At 69.0% G+C, this 18464-nt stretch carries 16 protein-coding genes; 10 read left to right on the forward strand and 6 right to left on the reverse strand.

Features of this window, described 5'->3' with window-relative positions; translation table 11 throughout:
• Positions 1–277 precede the first annotated feature (277 nt).
• The 3 genes from AC07NG_RS05480 to AC07NG_RS05490 all read left to right on the forward strand — a co-directional run bounded on the left by AC07NG_RS05480 (position 278) and on the right by AC07NG_RS05490 (position 3600).
• Complete coding sequence (locus AC07NG_RS05480; RefSeq protein WP_494592649.1) at positions 278–1318, forward strand: bifunctional nicotinamide-nucleotide adenylyltransferase/Nudix hydroxylase; 1041 nt, start codon at positions 278–280, stop codon at positions 1316–1318.
• A gap of 76 nt (positions 1319–1394) precedes the next feature.
• Positions 1395–2786 carry a nicotinate phosphoribosyltransferase gene (locus AC07NG_RS05485; protein ID WP_494592650.1) on the forward strand — a complete coding sequence of 464 codons (1392 nt, stop codon included), beginning with the start codon at positions 1395–1397 and terminating at the stop codon, positions 2784–2786.
• A 1-nt stretch (position 2787) separates the two neighbouring features.
• Positions 2788–3600: a DUF2971 domain-containing protein gene (locus AC07NG_RS05490; RefSeq protein WP_494592651.1), complete on the forward strand. Its 813-nt coding sequence runs from the start codon at positions 2788–2790 to the stop codon at positions 3598–3600.
• A gap of 44 nt (positions 3601–3644) precedes the next feature.
• Here AC07NG_RS05490 and AC07NG_RS05495 read toward each other — a convergent pair whose 3' ends face one another.
• From AC07NG_RS05495 to AC07NG_RS05505, 3 genes are all read right to left on the reverse strand, one after another.
• The gene (locus AC07NG_RS05495) at positions 3645–4328 is read right to left on the reverse strand and encodes a type 1 glutamine amidotransferase domain-containing protein (protein WP_494592652.1); all 684 of its coding nucleotides are present in this window, start codon (positions 4326–4328) and stop codon (positions 3645–3647) included.
• A 319-nt stretch (positions 4329–4647) separates the two neighbouring features.
• Positions 4648–6138, reverse strand: a complete 1491-nt coding sequence (argJ, locus tag AC07NG_RS05500) for a bifunctional glutamate N-acetyltransferase/amino-acid acetyltransferase ArgJ (RefSeq protein WP_494592653.1) — start codon at positions 6136–6138, stop codon at positions 4648–4650.
• Positions 6135–7109, reverse strand: coding sequence for a peptidylprolyl isomerase (locus tag AC07NG_RS05505; protein ID WP_110121915.1), 975 nt, complete (start codon positions 7107–7109; stop codon positions 6135–6137). Before AC07NG_RS05505 ends, argJ begins: the two co-directional genes overlap by 4 nt.
• Before the next feature lie 393 nt (positions 7110–7502).
• Here AC07NG_RS05505 and secA point away from each other — a divergent pair, with 393 nt between their 5' ends.
• Both secA and AC07NG_RS05515 read left to right on the forward strand, forming a co-directional pair.
• On the forward strand, positions 7503–10268 hold the full coding sequence (gene secA / locus AC07NG_RS05510; protein ID WP_492853740.1) for a preprotein translocase subunit SecA: 2766 nt from the start codon (positions 7503–7505) through the stop codon (positions 10266–10268).
• A gap of 160 nt (positions 10269–10428) precedes the next feature.
• Positions 10429–11235: a hypothetical protein gene (locus tag AC07NG_RS05515; RefSeq protein WP_494592654.1), complete on the forward strand. Its 807-nt coding sequence runs from the start codon at positions 10429–10431 to the stop codon at positions 11233–11235.
• A 16-nt stretch (positions 11236–11251) separates the two neighbouring features.
• Here the strand turns inward: AC07NG_RS05515 and AC07NG_RS05520 are convergent, their stop codons facing one another.
• Together AC07NG_RS05520 and AC07NG_RS05525 are read right to left on the reverse strand one after the other, a co-directional pair.
• A complete protein-coding gene (locus AC07NG_RS05520) occupies positions 11252–11473 on the reverse strand; it encodes a hypothetical protein (RefSeq protein ID WP_494592655.1) in 222 nt (73 codons plus the stop codon).
• Positions 11474–11475: 2 nt separating this feature from the next.
• On the reverse strand, positions 11476–12438 hold the full coding sequence (locus AC07NG_RS05525; protein WP_487288064.1) for an acetyl-CoA carboxylase carboxyltransferase subunit alpha: 963 nt from the start codon (positions 12436–12438) through the stop codon (positions 11476–11478).
• A 284-nt stretch (positions 12439–12722) separates the two neighbouring features.
• On the opposite strand from AC07NG_RS05525, the gene AC07NG_RS05530 reads away from it, so the two are divergent.
• From AC07NG_RS05530 to AC07NG_RS05550, 5 genes are all read left to right on the forward strand, one after another.
• Entirely contained in the window at positions 12723–12917 is a 195-nt protein-coding gene (locus AC07NG_RS05530; RefSeq protein WP_110121916.1) for a hypothetical protein, read from the forward strand.
• Between the two features lie 95 nt (positions 12918–13012).
• Positions 13013–13426 carry an OsmC family protein gene (locus AC07NG_RS05535; RefSeq protein ID WP_494592656.1) on the forward strand — a complete coding sequence of 138 codons (414 nt, stop codon included), beginning with the start codon at positions 13013–13015 and terminating at the stop codon, positions 13424–13426.
• A gap of 162 nt (positions 13427–13588) precedes the next feature.
• Entirely contained in the window at positions 13589–14362 is a 774-nt protein-coding gene (locus AC07NG_RS05540) for an ABC transporter ATP-binding protein (RefSeq protein ID WP_494592705.1), read from the forward strand.
• Complete coding sequence (locus AC07NG_RS05545) at positions 14359–15909, forward strand: putative ABC transporter permease subunit (protein WP_494592657.1); 1551 nt, start codon at positions 14359–14361, stop codon at positions 15907–15909. Before AC07NG_RS05540 ends, AC07NG_RS05545 begins: the two co-directional genes overlap by 4 nt.
• Positions 15910–16023: 114 nt before the next feature.
• A complete protein-coding gene (locus AC07NG_RS05550; protein ID WP_494592658.1) occupies positions 16024–16230 on the forward strand; it encodes a hypothetical protein in 207 nt (68 codons plus the stop codon).
• Here AC07NG_RS05550 and AC07NG_RS05555 read toward each other — a convergent pair.
• A complete protein-coding gene (locus AC07NG_RS05555) occupies positions 16208–18415 on the reverse strand; it encodes a PAS domain-containing sensor histidine kinase (RefSeq protein ID WP_494592659.1) in 2208 nt (735 codons plus the stop codon). The two genes, AC07NG_RS05550 and AC07NG_RS05555, sit on opposite strands and share 23 nt — an antisense overlap.
• Positions 18416–18464: the final 49 nt, after the last annotated feature.

An 18464-nucleotide genomic window follows, 5' to 3' on the forward strand; every position in this document is an offset into this window, starting at 1 on the left:
GAGGGGCCCATCGCGTAGCGATGGGAGGGTGAGTGGTTACACCTTCAGCCGGCGTGCCGGCACATCGCCCGCAACAGCGCCAAGATCGTCCAGGGGCTTCGCCTACCCACTCACCCTCCCACGCCTGCGGCGCGGGCCCCTCCCTCTCTCCATGAGAGAGGGTTTCCCTAAAGAAGGCGAGCCCTGCACGTCCGGGTTGACAACACCTTTTGCTCAAAGTTAGCATAACCCATGTCGCCGGATAGACCGGCGGCGGACATCGGCGTGAGGGAGTCTCATGCGCTTCGACTATCTCGTCCTGATCGGACGCTTTCAGCCGTTCCACAACGGCCACGCCGCCGTACTGCGGCACGCCATGCGCCTGGCGCGCAAGGTGATCGTGCTCACCGGCAGCGCCGGCCAGCCCCGCACCATCCGCAACCCCTTCAACGCCGCCGAGCGGGCCGTGATGATCCGCGCCGCGGCCGGCGACGACGCGGCCCGGCTGATCGTGGCGCCGCTGCGCGACCGCCTCTATGGCGACACCCTGTGGGTGGGCGACGTGCAGCGCATCGTCGCCGAGGCCGTGGCCCGTGACGGCGCGGACGAGGGCGCAACCGTCGGCCTGATCGGCCGCAACAAGGACGACGCCACCGCGACCTACCTGGCCGCCTTTCCGCAGTGGGAGCTGGTCGACGTGCAGCACGCCGACGTGCTGTCGGCCACCGAACTGCGCGACTGGCTGTTCGCCGGCGAGGCGGGAGGGCTGCGCCTCGTGGAGGCCAACGTGCCCGGGCCGGTGTTCGAGATGCTCGGCGCCTTCCGCGATGGCTCGCCCGCCTACGCCCAGCTGGCCCGCGAGCACGCCTTCATCAAGACTTATCGCCAGGCCTGGGCCGCCGCGCCCTATCCGCCGACCTTCGTCACCGCCGACGCGGTGGTCGTGCATTCCGGCCACGTGCTGCTGGTGCGCCGCCGGGCCGAGCCGGGCAAGGGACTGTGGGCCCTGCCGGGCGGCTTCGTGAACCAGGGCGAGACGGTGCAGGCCGCCGCGATCCGCGAACTGCACGAGGAGACGCGGCTTAAGATCCCGCCGGCCGTGCTGCGCGGCTCGATCAAGGCCGCGCGGGTGTTCGACCACCCCGACCGCTCGCTGCGCGGGCGGACCATCACCCACGCCTTCCATTTCGACTTCCCCGCCGGCCCGCTGCCGCGCGTGAAGGGATCCGACGACGCCGAGCAGGCGCGCTGGGTTCCCGTCAGCGAGGCGCTGCTGATGGAGGAGCAGTTCTTCGAGGACCACTTCCACATCCTCGAACACTTCGTCGGCGCCGCCTGACGGCGTTTTCAGATCAAATCCACGAAACCGCCCCGAGAGACGAGACGGTCACACCCCGCGCGAAGGAGCTTCCGCGATGTTCGACAACCTGATCCTCGACACCGACAGCTACAAGGCCAGCCACTGGCTGCAATATCCGCCGGGCGTGACCGGCGCCTTCTCCTATGTGGAGAGCCGGGGCGGGCGCTACGACCGCACGGTCTTCTTCGGCCTGCAGGCGATCCTGAAGACGGCGCTGGCCAGGCAGGTGACCCACGCCATGGTCGACGAGGCCGCCGAGCTGCTGGCGGCGCATGGCGAGCCGTTCAACGAGGCCGGCTGGCGGCGGATCGTCGACGTGCACGGCGGCCGCCTGCCGGTGCGCATCCGCGCCGTGCCGGAGGGGACGGTGGTGCCCACGCACCAGGCGCTGATGACCATCGAGAACACCGACCCGGAGTGCTTCTGGCTGCCGTCGTACCTGGAGACCCTGCTGCTGCGGGTCTGGTATCCGGTGACCGTCGCCACCACCAGTTGGGGCGTCAAGCAGACCCTTCGCGCGGCGCTGGAGAAGACCAGCGACGATCCGGCCGGCCAGCTGCCGTTCAAGCTGCACGACTTCGGGGCGCGGGGCGTCTCCAGCCGGGAGAGCGCGGCGATCGGCGGCCTGGCCCACCTCGTCAACTTCCTGGGCAGCGACACCCTGGCGGCGGTGCAGGCCGGGCGGGCCTGGTACAACGAGCCGATGGCCGCCTTCTCCATCCCGGCCGCCGAGCACAGCACGATCACCAGCTGGGGCCGCGACCGCGAGGCCGACGCCTATCGCAACATGCTCAAGAGCTTCGGCAAGCCCGGCGCTCTCTTCTCCGTGGTGTCCGACAGCTACGACCTGTTCGACGCCGTCAGCCGCATCTGGGGCCAGGAACTGCGCGACGAGGTGATCGCCAGCGGCGCGACCCTGGTGGTGCGGCCCGACTCCGGCGACCCCGTCAGCATCGTCGCCGAGACCCTGAAGCGTCTCGACGAGGCCTTCGGCAGCACGGTCAACGCCAAGGGCTACAAGGTGCTGAACCACGTGCGGGTGATCCAGGGCGACGGGGTCAATCCGGTCAGCATCGCCGCGATCCTGGAGCGGGTGATCGCCGACGGCTTCAGCGCCGACAACATCGCCTTCGGCATGGGCGGCGGCCTGCTGCAACAGCTCGACCGCGACACCCAGCGCTTCGCCCTGAAGTGCTCGGCCGCCAAGGTCGACGGCGTCTGGATCGACGTCAGCAAGAACCCCGTCACCGACCCGGGCAAGCGCTCCAAGGCCGGGCGGCTGATGCTCCAGCGCAATGCGGCCGGCGACTACCGGACGGTGGCGGTCGGCGAAGACGAGACGGTGGAAGCCGGCTGGACCGACGCCATGGTCACGGTGTGGGAGGACGGGGAACTGCTGGTGGACCACACGCTGGCGCAGGTGCGGGCGCGGAGCGAGGAGCGCTAGTATGGAGCAGGAAACAATTGCGAACGTGCCTTTGGCACCGCTGTTCAAATACCTCAGCTTGGCACCGGGTTTGAAGCCCACGTGGCAGGATCGTTTGATGCAATTGCTTGAAGGAAAAGCGTATTTCCCAAGCGCGCTGGACTTCAATGATCCATTCGATTGCCTCCCGGTGCCTCTCTTGCCCGACACACAGGAGGAACTGGAAGCAGGCTTTGATGCACTAATCGCGCGGTTTGTCAGAGTCATGACACCCATGCCTCCTCCGGAGGTGGAGCGGCTGGCAAGGGCCGGTCTAAACGGTAAAAGTCTGACGGATTTTGCCCAAATGGTCAGTGATGGGGCTCGTTTGAATGCCAGTAAGCTTGGCGTCTTTTGCCTGACTGAGAACATCAAAAGTGTCCTCATGTGGAGCCACTACGCCAACAATCATCGGGGAATTGCGGTGGTTTTCGAGACCTGTGCGGAGCCTCCCCGGGAGGGCTTGCCACCCTTCTTCAAGGTAAAATACCAAGAGGCGCGGCCAACCATTGCGGGTCTTTTGGAGCCCGAGGGGGTGAGAGACGAGATCACCGATGCCCTACTTACAAAGGCTGATTTCTGGAGCTATGAGCAGGAATGGAGAGCCTTCCTCGCGGGAGGTGCTCATAGTGCCATAGACTTTGATCCTCGGATCATCACAGGCATTGTGTTGGGCGCAAAGTGTCGCCCAGAAGATGAGGTTTGGATCCGGCAGGCCGTCGGGGAGCGGTCCATGCGATATTATCGCGCCGTCCCCGACCAAAGGACTTTCGATCTCTCGCTCAAGTCCGTTTAATCGAACTCGATCAATACTCGTATCGTCTTAGTGCGAGCGAGCCCTTACGGGCGCGCCAAGCGTTCGACCAGGGCGTGGGCGACGGCGTCGCTGCTGGCGGGGTTCTGCCCGGTGATCAGGTCGCCGTCCGTGACGACATAGGGGGCCCAGTCCGGGCCTTTCTCATAGAGGCCGCCGCTCTCCTTCAGCATGTCCTCGACCAGGAATGGCACGATGTCGGTCAGCTCGACGGCGTCTTCCTCGCCGTTGGTGAAGCCGGTGACCTTGCGGCCGGCCACGAGCGGGCGGCCGTCGGCGGCCTTGACGTGGCGCAGGGCGCCCGGTGCGTGGCAGACCAGGGCCTGGGGCTTGCCGGCGCGGTCGAAGGCTTCGATCAGGGCGATCGAGGCGGGCGACTCCGCCAGGTCCCACAGCGGTCCGTGACCGCCGGGATAGAAGACCGCGTCGAAATCGGCGGCGTCGACGGCGTCCAGCGGAACGGTCTTGGCGAGGGCCTCCAGCGCGGCTTCGTCGGCCTGGAAGCGGCGGGTCATGTCGGTCTGGAAGTCCGGCAGGTCGCTCTTGGGATCGAGCGGCGGCTGCCCGCCCTTGGGCGAGGCCAGGACGATCTCGGCGCCGGCGTCCTTGAACACGTAGTAGGGCGCGGCGAGCTCTTCGAGCCAGAAGCCGGTCTTCTTGCCGGTGTCGCCGAGGGTGTCGTGCGAGGTGAGGACGATCAGGATTTTCATGGCGCGCTTCTCTGCTGCGAAGATCGGTCGGGGGGCGTCGATCTTGCCGCATATAGGGTGGGCGGGCGCCGGCCGCCGCCCTAGCCGCATGAGAAGCTGCCGGGGCCCAGTTGGATCGGCCGTAAGGTCTCTCGTCCTTATCTCCCGTCATTCCCGCCCTTGTGGCGGGAAACCCTGGTTCCGCTCGCACTAGGAGGTGAGGCGGATCGCTAGCGATCCGCGCCATCCGCCTTTGCGGCTGATAGAGGGGTTCCCGCCACAAGGGCGGGAATGACGGGAGTGATTGTTCGACGCGAGGTGGACGAGGCCCTGAGCGAGCCTACGACCGATAATCCCCGTTGATCGCCACGTACTGCTTGGTCAGGTCGCAGGTCCAGACGGTGGAGCTGCCCTTGCCGACGCCGACCTCGACGGTGACCTCGAGTTCCTGGTGCTTCATGTAGGCGCTCATGGCCGCCTCGTCGTACTCGGCCGAGACCAGGCCGTCGCGGGCGGCGTAGAGGTCGCCGAACTTGACGCTGATCTTCTCGCGGTTGACCGGCTCGTCGGCGCGGCCGACGGCCATGACGATGCGGCCCCAGTTGGCGTCCTCGCCGGCGAAGGCGGTCTTGACCAGCGGGCTTTCGGCGATGGTGCGGGCGATCTTGCGGGCCGACAGCGGGCTCTCGGCGCCGTTGACGGTGATCTTGACGAACTTGGTGGCGCCCTCGCCGTCGCGGACCAGTTGCAGGGCCAGATCCAGCAGCACGCCTTCCAGCTTTTCGCGGAAGTCGGCCAGGCGCTTGTCGCCGGGGCGGCTGATCTTGGGCGCGCCCGACTGGCCGGTGGCGAAGAGCAGCAGGGTGTCGTTGGTCGAGCGGTCGCCGTCCACCGTCACGCAGTTGAAGGTGGTGCGGGTGTACAGAGAGACCAGCGTCTGCAGAGCGGCCGGGGCGATGGCGGCGTCGGTGGCGACGAAGGCCAGCATGGTGGCCATGTCCGGCGCGATCATGCCCGAGCCCTTGGCGATGCCGGCGATCTTGACCTCGTGGCCGTCGATCACGGCGGTCGCGTAGGCGCCTTTCGGGAAGGTGTCGGTGGTCATGATCGCCGAGGCGGCGGCGGCCCAGCCGTCCGGCGTCAGGCGGGTTTCCACCTCGCGCAGGTTGGAGGTGATCTTGCTGTCGTCGAGGATCACGCCGATGACGCCGGTCGAGGCCATCATCACGTCGCGCTGGCGGCAGTCGAAGCGCTTGCCCACGGCGGTGGCCACGCGGCGCACGGCGTCGGCGCCCGGCTTGCCGGTGAAGCTGTTGGCGCAGCCGGCGTTGACCACGAGGGCGCGCACGTCGGCGCCGCCGCTGGCGGCCAGCTGGCGCTTGCACCAGTCGACCGGAGCCGAGCCGACGCCGTGGCGGGTGAAGACGCCGGCGCCCGAGGTGCCCTCGGCGAAGCGCATCAGCAAGAGGTCGGGGCGCTCGTGCTTGTAGAAGCCGGCGCGGCCGGTGGCGATCTCGACGCCGGCGATCGGCGGGATGGCCGGGAACGGCACGACCAGCGGCGAGACGGCCAGGCCCGGCTTGCCCGGCGCGGCGGCGGGCGTCGCGGGGGCGGCGGTCGGGGCGGGGGTCTCGCCGGCCGACTTCTGGGCGCGGCGCAGGCCGGCGCGCTTCAGGGCCGAGGCCAGCGGATCGAGGGCGCGGTCCAGGGCCTGACCGACGCTGGCGCCGACCTGGCCGACGATCTCGGCCGGAGTCGTGGTCGCGGGCGTCTTTTCGGCGGCCTTCGGAGCGGTGGTCTTGGTCGGGGTCTTTGCAGGCTTGCGGGTCATTTTTTGGCCGGGGTCTGGGCGGGCGCCGAGGCGGGCGGCGCGCTGTCGAGGTCGGAAACGGGGGCGGCGGCGCCGGCCGGAGCGGAGGCCGGCTCCTGCGGCGCGCCGGGGACGTCCTGGCCCTTGCCGACCAGCATCTCCACCTTGGCGCCCGAGCGCAGCTTCTCCAGCAGGTCGCGGACCTGGTCGTAGGTCAGGAAACGCACGATCTGCGGTCGGGTCTCTTCCAGGCTGAGCGGGGCTTCCAGGCGCTTGTCCTCGACGCGCAGCACCACCCACTGGCCGTCGGAGTGGAACGGACCGATCAGGTCGCCGGCCTTGGCGTCCTTCAGGGCGCCGGCATAGGCCTCGGGCATGACGTCGACGGTGAAGTAGCCGAGGTCGCCGCCCTTGAAGCGCGTCGCTTCGTCTTTCGAGCGCTCCATGGCCAGGGCGTCGAACGAGGCGCCGGTGGCCAAGAGCTTCTTGACGCTTTCGGCTTCGGCCTGGCTGGGCACCAGGATCTGGCGGGCGCGGATCTCTTCGGACTGCTTGGCCAGCTTCTGCTGCTCGGCGTAGAGGCCGCGGATGTTGTCCTCGGTGACGGCCTTCTCGACCATGCCCTCGACCAGCATGTCGCCGAGGATGCGCTCGCGGGCGGCGGCCAGGCGGCGCTGGGCGACGGGATCCTTGTCGAGCTTGCGCTGCATGGCTTCGGAGGCCAGCAGCTTCTGGTCCACCACCTCGTCGAGGACGCGGCGGAAGAGGTCGGACGAGACGTCGAGCGGCTCGCCCTCGCCGATCAGGCCCTGCGCCACCGCCTCGCGCTTGACGTCGGAGGCCCAGACCGCGTGGCCGTCGACCCGCGCCACGGCCGTGTCGCCGGGCTCGGGCGGGCGCTCGTCGACCCCGCCGCGGCCGCAGGCGGCGACCAGCAGCGCCAGGCCGAGGGCGGCGGCGACCAGAAACGGACGGGGGCGGACGGGGTGCATCGGACGCGGTTCTCCGCTGAACTCAAGAAAAGCGCTCTAGAGCGCGTCAGGCCAAAGGGGAAGCCGTTTCGGCGGCCTTTGGGTCTAAACTTCGTGTCGGGCCGTCCGGTTCTGGCCAAGCGGATGGAACTCCAGGCGCTTCCAGCGGTTTCGGCGTCGCGCCGGCGCGCGCTGCGGGCATAATTCGTGTGGCGCGGGCAAGCTTGGCCTATCGGTGTTTTTCGACGTCGAGGCGGGCCGGGCCTTCGTTGACACTGGGAGGGGCGGTGCTTAAGTCTCGCGCGCGCGCCGTTTTCAGTGGTTTTCCGAAACCCGGCGCAACGTCATTACCGTAGTGAAGGCCCACAAGCCTTAGCGCCGGCCTCACTAGTTCTCGCTCCGGATCCTTTCTGCATGCTCGGCTTCGCCAAAAAGCTCTTCGGTTCCTCCAACGAACGCAAGGTCAAGACGCTGCAGAGCCGCGTGGCCAAGATCAACGCGTTCGAGCCGGCGATGGCCGCCCTGTCGGACGAGGCCCTGAAGGCCAAGACCCAGGAATTCAAGGACCGCCTGGAAAAGGGCGCGACCCTCGACGACATCCTCGACGAAGCCTTCGCCGCCGTGCGCGAGGCCTCCAAGCGCGTGCTGGGCATGCGCCACTTCGACGTGCAGCTGGTCGGCGGCATGGTGCTGCACTTCGGCGGCATCTCGGAAATGCGCACCGGTGAAGGCAAGACCCTGGTCGCCACCCTGCCGACCTATCTGAACGCGCTGGCCGGCAAGGGCGTGCACGTCATCACGGTCAACGACTACCTGGCCACCCGCGACGCCGAGTGGATGGGCCAACTCTACAACTTCATGGGCCTGTCGTACGGCATCATCGTCAACGGCCTGTCTCAGGGCGACCGCCAGCGCGCCTACAAGTCGGACATCACCTACGGCACCAACAACGAATTCGGCTTCGACTACCTGCGCGACAACCTCGTCTATGACGTGGGCGAGATGGTCCAGCGCGGCCACCACTACGTGATCGTCGACGAAGTCGACTCGATCCTGATCGACGAAGCCCGCACCCCGCTGATCATCTCGGGCCCGACCGAGGACCGCAGCGAGCTCTACAAGACCATCGACGTCCTGGTGAAGGAACTCATCAAGGACAAGACCAACTACGACCACGACGAGAAGCAGAAGCAGGTCATCCTCACCGAAGAGGGCCAGGAGCGGATCGAAGAGGTCCTGATCTCGGGCGGCCACCTGGCCGAGGACACCGCCGGCCTCTACGACGCGGCCAACATCTCGATCGTGCACCACGTCAACCAGGCCCTGCGGGCCAACGTGCTCTACACGCGCGACAAGGACTATATCGTCAAGGCCGACGAGATCGTCCTGATCGACGAGTTCACCGGCCGCATGATGACCGGCCGCCGCCTGTCGGAAGGCCTGCACCAGGCCATCGAGGCCAAGGAAGGCGCCGCCATCCAGCCCGAGAACCAGACCCTGGCCTCGGTGACCATCCAGAACTACTTCCGCCTCTACACCAAGCTGTCGGGCATGACCGGCACGGCCTCGACCGAGGCGCAGGAGTTCGACGACATCTACAAGATGGGCGTCAGCGAAATCCCGACCAACCGCGTCATCCAGCGCATCGACGACGACGACGAGGTCTACCGCACCGAGGAAGAGAAGAACCGGGCCATCCTGGTTCAGATCGCCGACTGCCACAGCCGCGGCCAGCCGATCCTGGTCGGCACCGTGTCGATCGAGAAGTCCGAAGAGCTGTCCAAGCTGCTCGACGCCTACGAGTGGGAAAACAAGGGCGCCAAGCAGAAGGGCATCCCGCACCAGGTGCTGAACGCCCGCTTCCACGAGCAGGAAGCCGGCATCGTCGCCGACGCCGGCGTGCCGGGCGCGGTGACCATCGCCACCAACATGGCCGGCCGCGGCACCGACATCCAGCTGGGCGGCAGTATCGACCTGCGCCTGTCGAAGTGGAAGATCGAGCAGCGGGGCCTGGGCATCACCGTCTCGCACGAGGACGAGCTGGCCCATCGCGCCGAGCTGGAAGCCGAGATCGCCGACGCCAAGAAGGCGGCCCTGGCCGCCGGCGGCCTGTTCGTTCTGGGCACCGAGCGCCACGAGAGCCGCCGCATCGACAACCAGCTGCGCGGCCGCACCGGCCGTCAGGGCGACCCGGGCCGTTCGAAGTTCTTCCTGTCGTGCGAAGACGACCTGCTGCGCATCTTCGCCGGCGAGCGCCTGGACGCGATCATGCGCACCTTCGGCGTCCAGGACGGCGAGGCGATCACCCACAAGTGGCTGAACGCCGCCATCGCCAAGGCCCAGACCCGCGTCGAGCAGCGCAACTACGAGATCCGCAAGAACCTCCTGAAGTACGACGACGTCGTCAACGACCAGCGCAAGGCCGTGTTCGAGCAGCGCCAGGAGTTCATGGAGAGCAGCGACCTGTCGGAAGTCATCGCCGAGATGCGCACCGACGTGGTCGAGGACCTGGTGGCCCGTCACGTGCCGCCGAAGGCCTACGCCGAGCAGTGGGACATCGAGGGCCTGCACGAGCGCGTCCAGGCGATCCTGGGCCTCGACCTGCCGCTGAAGGAATGGGCCGCCGAGGAAGGCGTCGACGACGAGGTCTTCCGCGAGCGCATCGGCAAGGCCGCCGACGAGTACGCCGCCCAGCGCGAAGTGATCATCACCCCCGAGCAGATGCGTTCGGTGGAAAAGAGCTTCCTGCTGCAGATGATCGATCTGCAGTGGCGCGAGCACCTGATGCACCTGGACCACCTGCGCAACGTCATCGGCCTGCGCGGCTACGGCCAGCGCGACCCGCTGAACGAGTACAAGACCGAAGCCTTCAGCCTGTTCGAAAAGCTGCTGGGCGACCTGCGCAGCAACACCACCCGCTGGCTGATGACGGTCGAGATCGCCTATGCCGAGCCCGAGCCCCTGCACACCCCGGAAAACCTGATCCCGGTGCACCTGGACCCGCTGACCGGCGAGAACGCGGCCTTGGCCGGCGCTCTGCCCGAAGGCCTGTCGCCGCAGCAGCGCGAGGCCCTGCCGGTCTCGGCGCTGCCGGAAGGCTGGGACCGCACCAACCGCAACGGTCCGTGCCCCTGCGGCTCGGGCAAGAAGTTCAAGCAGTGCCACGGTTCGCTGGTCTGACGATCGGCGGGTTCGAAAGAGCCTGAAACGACGAAGCCCGCCCCGGGAGACCGGGGCGGGCTTTTTCGTGGGCGGCGGAAGCTTGCCAATGGAAGCTTGCCAATGGAAGCTTGCCGGCGGAAGCTTGACGGTGGCCCGGAGCGCCCGGCAGATTGCCGCCATGAGTAGAGCCCGCAGCAGGCTTCGCGCCTTGATGATCGCGACCCTGGCGCTGGCCGGACCGGCCTGGGCCGGCGGAGAGCCCGCCCCCCTGACCAAGAGCCAGGCTCGGCAGATCCCGTCGGCGACCTTGAAGGCCCGGGTGCTGCGGCAATTGTCGGACGTGCTGATCGACGGCTACCGCCCCAGCGGCCACAAGCCGAGGGTCGTGCTGTCCACGCTCGACTACTGGACGACGCCGCGGCCCAGCAACGAACCCAATGTCTGTCAGGCCACCTCGGTCGATTTCAAGTTCGCGCCGGTGGTGGGCGATCCGGACGAGGCGGACGACGGCGATTGGAACGCCGACACGCCCGTGGTCGTCACCGACGTCGCCGCGACCACCTTCTACCACCTCCTGGCGGACGGAGCGGACGACATGCCCGGCGGCGACTGGCGGCGGGGCCGGCGGGCCAAGTGCGCCCGGCTGGTGATCGACAAGACCCCATTCTTCCGCGCCGAAGACGCTCAAAGCGCCGCGCGGGGCGCCTGGCTGCTGGCGCGGCTGAGGGCGGCGGCCGACCAGCCGGCTCCGGGGTTCGCCCTGGAGTGCCCGGAGGCGGGGACAGGCTGTCTGGCGTGGCTGAAGGATGGACGGTTCTGGTCCGTCGATCGTTGCGAGGGCGCGCTTGTCTGGGTCCAGTGCCTGGCGCTCAACGTCGAGGACTACCGGGCCCAGGTCATCCACGGCTGGAAGAACGGAAGCCTGGTCGTGGACCGCGTGAAGATCGACCAGACGATCACCCTGACCCACGAGCGGCGCGACTGAGACCCGAGGCGCTGCGTCAGCCGATCTTCTTCTTGCCGCCCGCGCGTTCGACGGCCTTCCAGGCGAGGAAGCCCAGCAGGCCGACGCCGACGACCAGCGCGCCGAACAGGGCGACAGGGGCGGGCGCGGCGTCCGTCAGGACTTCGAAGCCGGCCGCTATGCCCTCGTCCAGGCCCGAGGAGCCCTTGCGCTTCTTGCCGACGGTTTCTCCGAGGAACGGATCGCCGTCGCCGCTCACGGCTACTGCAAGCCTTCGCGGCCGATGGCGTAGAAGCGATCGGCGCGCTGGCGCTTGAGTTCGGCGGGGGTGAGGACCGACAGCTTCTTCAGTTCGTCTTCCACCGCGTCGCCGACGGCCTTGATGGCGGCTTCGGGATCCGAATGGGCGCCGCCGGCCGGTTCCTCCACGATGCGGTCGACGATGCGCAGCTTGATCAGGTCTTGCGCCGTGATCTTCATGTTGGTGGCCGCGTCCTTGGCCCGGCCGCCGTCGCGCCACAGGATCGAGGCCGCGCCTTCCGGCGAGATCACCGAATAGATCGAGTGCTCGAGGATCAGCACGCGGTTGGCGCCGGCCAGGGCGATGGCGCCGCCCGAGCCGCCTTCGCCGGTGATGGTGGTGACCATGGGCGTGCCCAGCGTCAGGCAGCGTTCGGTCGAGCGGGCGATGGCCTCGGCCTGGCCGCGCTCTTCGGCGCCAAGGCCCGGATAGGCGCCGGCGGTGTCGACGAAGGTCAGGACCGGCAGGTTGAAGCGCTCGGCCATGTCCATCAGGCGCACGGCCTTGCGGTAGCCTTCGGGGCGGGCCATGCCGAAGTTGTGCTTCAGGCGGGTGGTGGTGTCGTGGCCCTTCTCGTGGCCCATGACCACGACGGGCATGCCGCGGAAGCGGCCCAGGCCCCCGACGATGGCCTGGTCGTCGGCGAACTTGCGGTCGCCGCGCAGCTCGACGAACTCGTCGATCAGGCCCGCGACATAATCGCGCAGGTGCGGCCGCTGCGGGTGGCGGGCGACCATCGTCTTCTGCCAGGCGTCGAGACCGGCATAGGCTTCCTTGCGCAGAACCTGCACGCGCTCGCGCAGGGCGACGATCTCGTTGTCGAACGCGCCGGGGCCAGCCGTCTCGGAAAGCTTGGAAAGCTCTTCGATCTTGGCTTCCAGGTCGGCGATGGGTCGCTCGAAGTCGAGATAGTGCGCGGGCATGAGTCTCTTAACGTCGCCGTTTGCGAAAGGTGGCGAACCTAGTGCGTGATGACGTCCAGGGAAAGCGCATTCGCGCCAAATTGGAACCATGGTTCCGGGCGAGGATTCCCATCAAGACGGGATTCATCCCCAACTGAGTCCTGTTAAGAAACCGAACCCCTATGGTGAATCGCTTTGCGTTCATTATATTGGGTTTTCAAGAGCCGGTTGCGGAAGTCAGCTGGCGCTGCGGCCCCGCCCATCGAACATGGACCCGGTCCCGCCTGATGAGGACGATCGTTCCCATGCAGGTGTTTACCTTCTTCTGCGTCGAGCGCGACGGCTCGGTTCCCCGTTTCGATGTCACGGCCTGCGCCGACGACAACGCCGCGCGCCTGCGCGCCGGCGAGTTGTTCGACATGCACCGCGGCTGCAACGAGGTCGAGGTCTGGCGCGGCGCCACCCACCTGTTCAAGGTCGGGGCCGGCGCGGCCGCTTAAGATCCTTCGAAGGTTCGTCGGGGGGACGGATTTCGACAAGCGCGATGCCGCATGGGACGCCTAGGTTGGGCCTCCCAACCCGCGAGGATTCGCTCATGACCGACGTCGCCCGCCCTTCCGCCATCGCCGAGGACAGCGGCCATGGCGGCGTGCAGATCCTGATCACCGCCGGCCCCTCGCGTATCGCCGGCGACCTCAAGCCGTCCGAAGGCGGGCTCGACACCGGCCCCAATCCCCACGACCTGGTCGCGGCGGGCCTGGCGGCCTGCACCACCCAGACGCTGCGGCTCTACGCCAAGCGCAAGGGCTGGGCCCTGGGCGAGGTGCGGGTGGAGACCACCTGGCGTCGCCTGCCGGGCCAGGTTCCCGCCGACGTCTTCGACCGGGTCATCACCCTGCCGGCCGACCTCGACGAGACCCAGCGCCAGCGGCTGATGGAGATCGCCGAGGCCTGCCCCGTGCACAAGATGCTGACGACGGGCGTGAAGGTCGAGACGCGGGCGGGGTGACGTCCTTTGGATGCTCCCCCTCTGGGGGAGCTGTCGCGGAGCGACTGAGGGGGTAGCGGCCGAGGCCGCGCTGGCCCCCTCGGGCCCTCTGGGCCACCTCCCCCAGAGGGGGAGGATTTGCGTGTGCAGACCACCCAACCTTGCGCCCATCCCCCAATCGCGATCACATGCCCGCCGCATTGCACGGGGGCCAGCGTGACCGAAGCCTTGATCGTCCGGGGGCTGGACAAGACCTTCGCCAAGCCCGCCGTGCGCGAGCTGGACCTGACGGTGCATCCGGGCGAGCTCTACGCCCTGCTCGGGCCCAACGGCGCGGGCAAGACCACCACCCTGCGGATGGTCGCGGGCCTGACCAAGCCCGACAAGGGCAGCATCGAGATCTTCGGCATCGACGCCCGGACCGATCCGGCGGCGGCCAAGGCCATCACCGCCTGGGCGCCTGACGAGGCGATGATCTACGACCGGCTCACCCCGCTGGAATATCTGGAGTTCGTCGCCGGCCTGTGGAACGTCGAGCCCAAGCACGCCAAGGCCCGGGCGCTGGAGCTGCTGGAGACCCTGGGCCTGGCGGGCGAGGCGCGGCGGCGCTGCGAGGGCTTCTCGCGCGGCATGAAGCAGAAGGTGGCCCTGGCCGGGGCGTTGATCCACGATCCCCGGCTGCTGATCCTCGACGAGCCGCTGACCGGCCTCGACGCGGCCGCCGCGCGGCTGGTCAAGGACATGCTGCAGGCCCGCGTCGACGCCGGCGGCACGGTGATCCTGACCACCCACATCCTGGAAGTGGCCGAGCGCATGGCCGACCGCATCGGCATCATCGCCGGCGGACGGCTGCTGGCCGAGGGCACGCTCGATACGCTGCGCGGCCAAGCAGGCAAGGACGGCGGCACGCTCGAAGACGTCTTCCTGCAGCTGACGTCCGACGGGGCGGCGGCGTGAGACTGCTGCGCTCCGGCTCGGTCGCCTGGCTGCTGGCCCAGGAGATCCGCCTCTACTGGCGCGGCCTGACCGGCAAGAGGGTCGGCGCCGGCATCGGGGCCTGGATCGGCGGCTCGATCCTGCTGCTGGTGATGCTGAGCGGCGGGGTTTCGCTGGGCTTCGTGCTGCGCAAGCTGGACATGCCGATGGTCCCGATGGCGGCGGCCATCGCCCTGGCCTGCTGCGCCACCGCCTTCACCCTGATGCTGTCGCAGACCCTGGCGGCGGCCAGCGAGGCGCTCTACGAGCGCGGGGACCTGGATCTGCTGTTCTCCTCGCCGATCCCGCCGCGGACGGTGCTGTTCGTCCGCGCCCTGGGCGTGGCGGCCGGGGTCATGACGGTGTTCCTGATCTTCCTGACGCCGCTGGTCGGGCCGGCGATCATCCTGGGCCATCCCGAATGGCTGGGCCTGTTCGGCGTGCTGGCGGCCCTGGCCTTGCTGGCGACGGCGGCGGGCCTGTCGCTGGCCATGACCCTGTTCTCGCTGATCGGCCCGCGCCGCACGCGCACGGTGGCCCAGGTGCTGGCGGCCCTGGTCGGCGCGGCCTTCTTCCTGACCAGCCAGATCCGCACCATCCTGGGCAAGGGCGCCAGCGAGAGCCTGTTCCAGACCCTGGCGCGCGAGACCGCCGAGGGCCGGCTGAAGCTGCCGCCGATCGCCTGGCTGCCGCTGAAGGCCATGCTGGGCGAGCCCTTGCCGCTGCTGGCGCTTCTGGCAATTGGGGTTGGAGCCTTCACCCTGTCGGCGCTGTCGCTGGGCCGGCGGTTCGCCGACGCCGCGGCCGCGACGCAAGGATCCCAGACCAGCGCCGCCAAGCCCGCGCGCGGCCGCGACCGGGCCTTCGCCAAGGGGGTGTTCGCCGCCACCCTGGCCAAGGAGCTGCGGCTGATCCTGCGCGACGCCGGCCTGCTGTCGCAGGTGCTGCTGAGGGTGCTGTACCTGGTGCCGACCGCCGTGATCCTCAGCCGCAACGCCGCCCACGGCGGAGGCGCGGCCTTGGCCGGCGGGGCCGGGGTGGTGGTGTTCCTGGCGGGGCAGGTGGCCGGGAGTCTGGCCTGGATCACCCTGTCGGCCGAAGAGAGCCCGGACCTGCTGGCCGTGTCGCCGGCCGCCGTGCGCAGCTTGCGCCGGGCCAAGCTGGCGGCGGCCCTGCTGCCGGTGGCCCTGCTGCTGGCCGCGCCGTTGGCGGTGCTGGCCTGGCTGGCGCCGGCCACCGCCTTCTGGACCGCCGTCGGCGCGGGCCTGGCGGCCTGGGCCTGCGGGCTGATCAATGTCTGGCACCAGAAGCCGGGCAAGCGGGCGGACTTCAAGCGCCGGCGCGGGGCTTCATGGTTTGCGACCCTGGCCGAGGTGGCGATCTCGGCCCTGCTCGCCGGTTTCGTCGGCCTGTCGGTGGCCGGCCTGCCGCTGTGGGGCCTGGCGCCGCTGGCGGTGGCCCTGCTGGCGCTGCTGGCCCTGCGCCGTAGCGACGCCCAGATCGCCAAGGTCCTGCGCCTGGCGGCCTGACTTTCCGGATTTTCGTGAATTTGCACAGATATTGTCCGCGCGAGGGTTCAACCTTTTCGCGAACGGCCTATGGTGGGGCAAGCCGGGGGCGGCGACTGGAAAGATCGACCGCCCATGCCCGATCCCTACAGCTTCGAGCGCGCGGATATTTCCCCGGAATCCAAGCCGTGGATCGTGATCCAGTCGTTGCTGCAGCTGTCGCTGATCGCGCTGGTCTGGCTGCTGGCGATCGCGCCCGTCGGCCTCGTGGTGTTGGGCGTCGCCGGCGCGCGGAGGCTGAAGGCGGGCTGGCGGGCGCTCAGCAGTCGAGCAGGGCGGTGATCGTGCACGCCACGCCTTCGGGGCGGAACTCGATGCGCGCCTCGCCCGACAGCTCGGCCGCTAGGCCCCGCTCGATCAGGCGCGAGCCGAAGCCGCGCCGCGTGGGCGCCTCGACCGGCGGGCCGCCGCGCTCGATCCAGCTGAGGGTGAGGCGCGGGACCGCCGCATAGTCGACGCTCCACGACAGCAGGATCTGGCCGCCGGGTCGCGACAGGGCGCCGTACTTGACCGCGTTGGTCGCCAGCTCGTGCAGGGCCATCGACAGCGACAGGGCCGGCCGCGGCGACAGCCGCACCGGCGGGCCGTCGAGCACGAAGCGGTCGCCGCCGCCGTGCAGGGCGGTCAGGCGATCGATGACGTCCATCAGGTCGGCGCCTTCCCAGTTCTCGCGGGTCAGGACGTCGTGGGCCTCGGAAAGGGCGATGATGCGGGCGGTGAAGGCCTCCTGGGCGGCCGGCAGCGAGCGGGCGGCGTGGAAGGTCTGGCCGGCGATGGCCTGGATGGTGGCCAGCGAGTTCTTCACCCGGTGGTTCAGCTCGTTGACCAGCAGCCGCAGGTGCAGCTCGGCGCGCTTGCGGTCGGTGACGTTGACCGTGGTGCCGATCATCCGCGTCGGCTTGCCCTCGGCGTCGAAGAAGGCCTTGCCCTTGGCCGACAGCCAGCGCTCGACCCCGTCCTGGCGGCCGATGACCCGGAACTCGACGTCGTAGTCGGCGCGGATGCGGCCGTCGAGCGTGCGGCGCAGGGCCTCGCGGACCTCGCCGCGGTCGGAGGGGTGCAGGTTGGTGTAGAAGTCCTCGCGCACCACCGGCGTACCCAGCGGCACCCCGAACATGGCGTAGCAGCGGTCGGACCAGGTGAGCACGTCGTTGCGGATGTCGAGGTCCCAGGTGCCGACGTCGGCGGCCTCGATGGCCAGGCGCAGGGTCTCTTCCTGCGACGCCAGACGGCGATCGGCCGTCTTGCGATCGGTGATGTCCCAGCCGACCCCCACGAAGCGCACGCACTGGCCGCGCTCGAAATAGGCCCGGCCGAAGGTCTCGATCCAGCGCAGGGCCCCGTCGGAGGCGCGCACGGTGCGGTACTGGACGTTCAGCAGGCCGTCGCCGGCGGGATCGGTGGCGGCGGTCACGGCGGCCTGGACCTCCTCGACGTGGTCGGGGTGGACCAGGGTCAGGAAGCTTTCGAAGCTGTCCGGGCCGGGCTCGGCCACGCCGAACAGTTCGCACGAGCGCTTGTCCCAGTAGCGCTGGCCGGTGCTGGGATTGTGGTCCCAGCGGCCCATGCCGGCCGCCTCCATGGCGATGTCGCGGTCGAGGCGGGCCTCCAGCAGCTCGGCTTCCATCGCCTTGCGCTCGGTGATGTCGAAGACGACGCCGGCGTTGCGGTCGGCATTGCCGTCGGCGTCGAGATAGCAATGGCCGCTGGCCACGACCCAGCGGATCGAGCCGTCGGCTTGGACGAGGCGGAACTCGTCGGAGAAGTCGCCGCCGGTCTGCATGGCCGCCAGGGCGACGCCGGCCACCCGGTCGCGGTCCTCGTCGTGGACCGCGGGGGTGAAGCGCTGGGCGGGCAGGCCCAGCGACGCGAAGGCCGGGTCCACCTGGTGCAGCATGGCGTAGCGGGCGTCGCAGTAGACCTTGTTGGCCTTGATGTCCCACTCCCAGGCGCCGACCCCGCCGGCCGCGCCGAGCGCCATGTTGTAGCGGGCCTGGGTGTCGCGCAGGGCCTTCTCGGTCTCGACCGCGCCGGTGACCTCGACGGCCGAGATCAGCACCCCGCCGACGCCGGTGGGGGCGGTGTCGTCGGGCACCGGGCTGTAGCTGACGGCGAAGTGGGCCAGGCGGGCCTCGCCGCCTTCGCGCTGCACCTGCAGGGGCATGCGCTCCAGGGCGTAGCCGCCGCTCTCGCCACGCAGGATGTCCTGGTGGATGCCCAACAGGGTGGCCCGGAACTCGTCGGAATGCTGGGTGAAGGCGCGGCCCAGGGCGTCGGGGTGACGCTCGCGCAGGGCCGGCGCATAGGCGTCGTTATAGACCAGGATGAACTCGGGACCCCAGCGCAGGGCCATGGGGAAGTTGGTCGCCAGCAGCATGTCGACGGCCAGCTTCAGGCTGGGAGACCAGGTCTCGCGCGCGCCCAGCGGCGTGCGCGACCAGTCGAACGCGCGGACGCGTTCGGCCATTTCGCCCCCGGCTAGACGCGTGAACGCAGGCAAGCTTCGCCCGTCGCCT

It is taken from the genome of Caulobacter sp. GW821-FHT10C03, from assembly GCF_059415485.1.

Coding starts and splice junctions, on each gene's coding strand:
- AC07NG_RS05480 (WP_494592649.1), top strand. CDS start 278: ATGCGCTTCGACTATCTCGTCCTGATCGGACGCTTTCAGCCGTTCCAC.
- AC07NG_RS05485 (WP_494592650.1), top strand. CDS start 1,395: ATGTTCGACAACCTGATCCTCGACACCGACAGCTACAAGGCCAGCCAC.
- AC07NG_RS05490 (WP_494592651.1), top strand. CDS start 2,788: ATGGAGCAGGAAACAATTGCGAACGTGCCTTTGGCACCGCTGTTCAAA.
- AC07NG_RS05495 (WP_494592652.1), bottom strand. CDS start 4,328: ATGAAAATCCTGATCGTCCTCACCTCGCACGACACCCTCGGCGACACC.
- argJ (WP_494592653.1), bottom strand. CDS start 6,138: ATGACCCGCAAGCCTGCAAAGACCCCGACCAAGACCACCGCTCCGAAG.
- AC07NG_RS05505 (WP_110121915.1), bottom strand. CDS start 7,109: ATGCACCCCGTCCGCCCCCGTCCGTTTCTGGTCGCCGCCGCCCTCGGC.
- secA (WP_492853740.1), top strand. CDS start 7,503: ATGCTCGGCTTCGCCAAAAAGCTCTTCGGTTCCTCCAACGAACGCAAG.
- AC07NG_RS05515 (WP_494592654.1), top strand. CDS start 10,429: ATGAGTAGAGCCCGCAGCAGGCTTCGCGCCTTGATGATCGCGACCCTG.
- AC07NG_RS05525 (WP_487288064.1), bottom strand. CDS start 12,438: ATGCCCGCGCACTATCTCGACTTCGAGCGACCCATCGCCGACCTGGAA.
- AC07NG_RS05530 (WP_110121916.1), top strand. CDS start 12,723: ATGCAGGTGTTTACCTTCTTCTGCGTCGAGCGCGACGGCTCGGTTCCC.
- AC07NG_RS05535 (WP_494592656.1), top strand. CDS start 13,013: ATGACCGACGTCGCCCGCCCTTCCGCCATCGCCGAGGACAGCGGCCAT.
- AC07NG_RS05550 (WP_494592658.1), top strand. CDS start 16,024: ATGCCCGATCCCTACAGCTTCGAGCGCGCGGATATTTCCCCGGAATCC.
- AC07NG_RS05555 (WP_494592659.1), bottom strand. CDS start 18,415: ATGGCCGAACGCGTCCGCGCGTTCGACTGGTCGCGCACGCCGCTGGGC.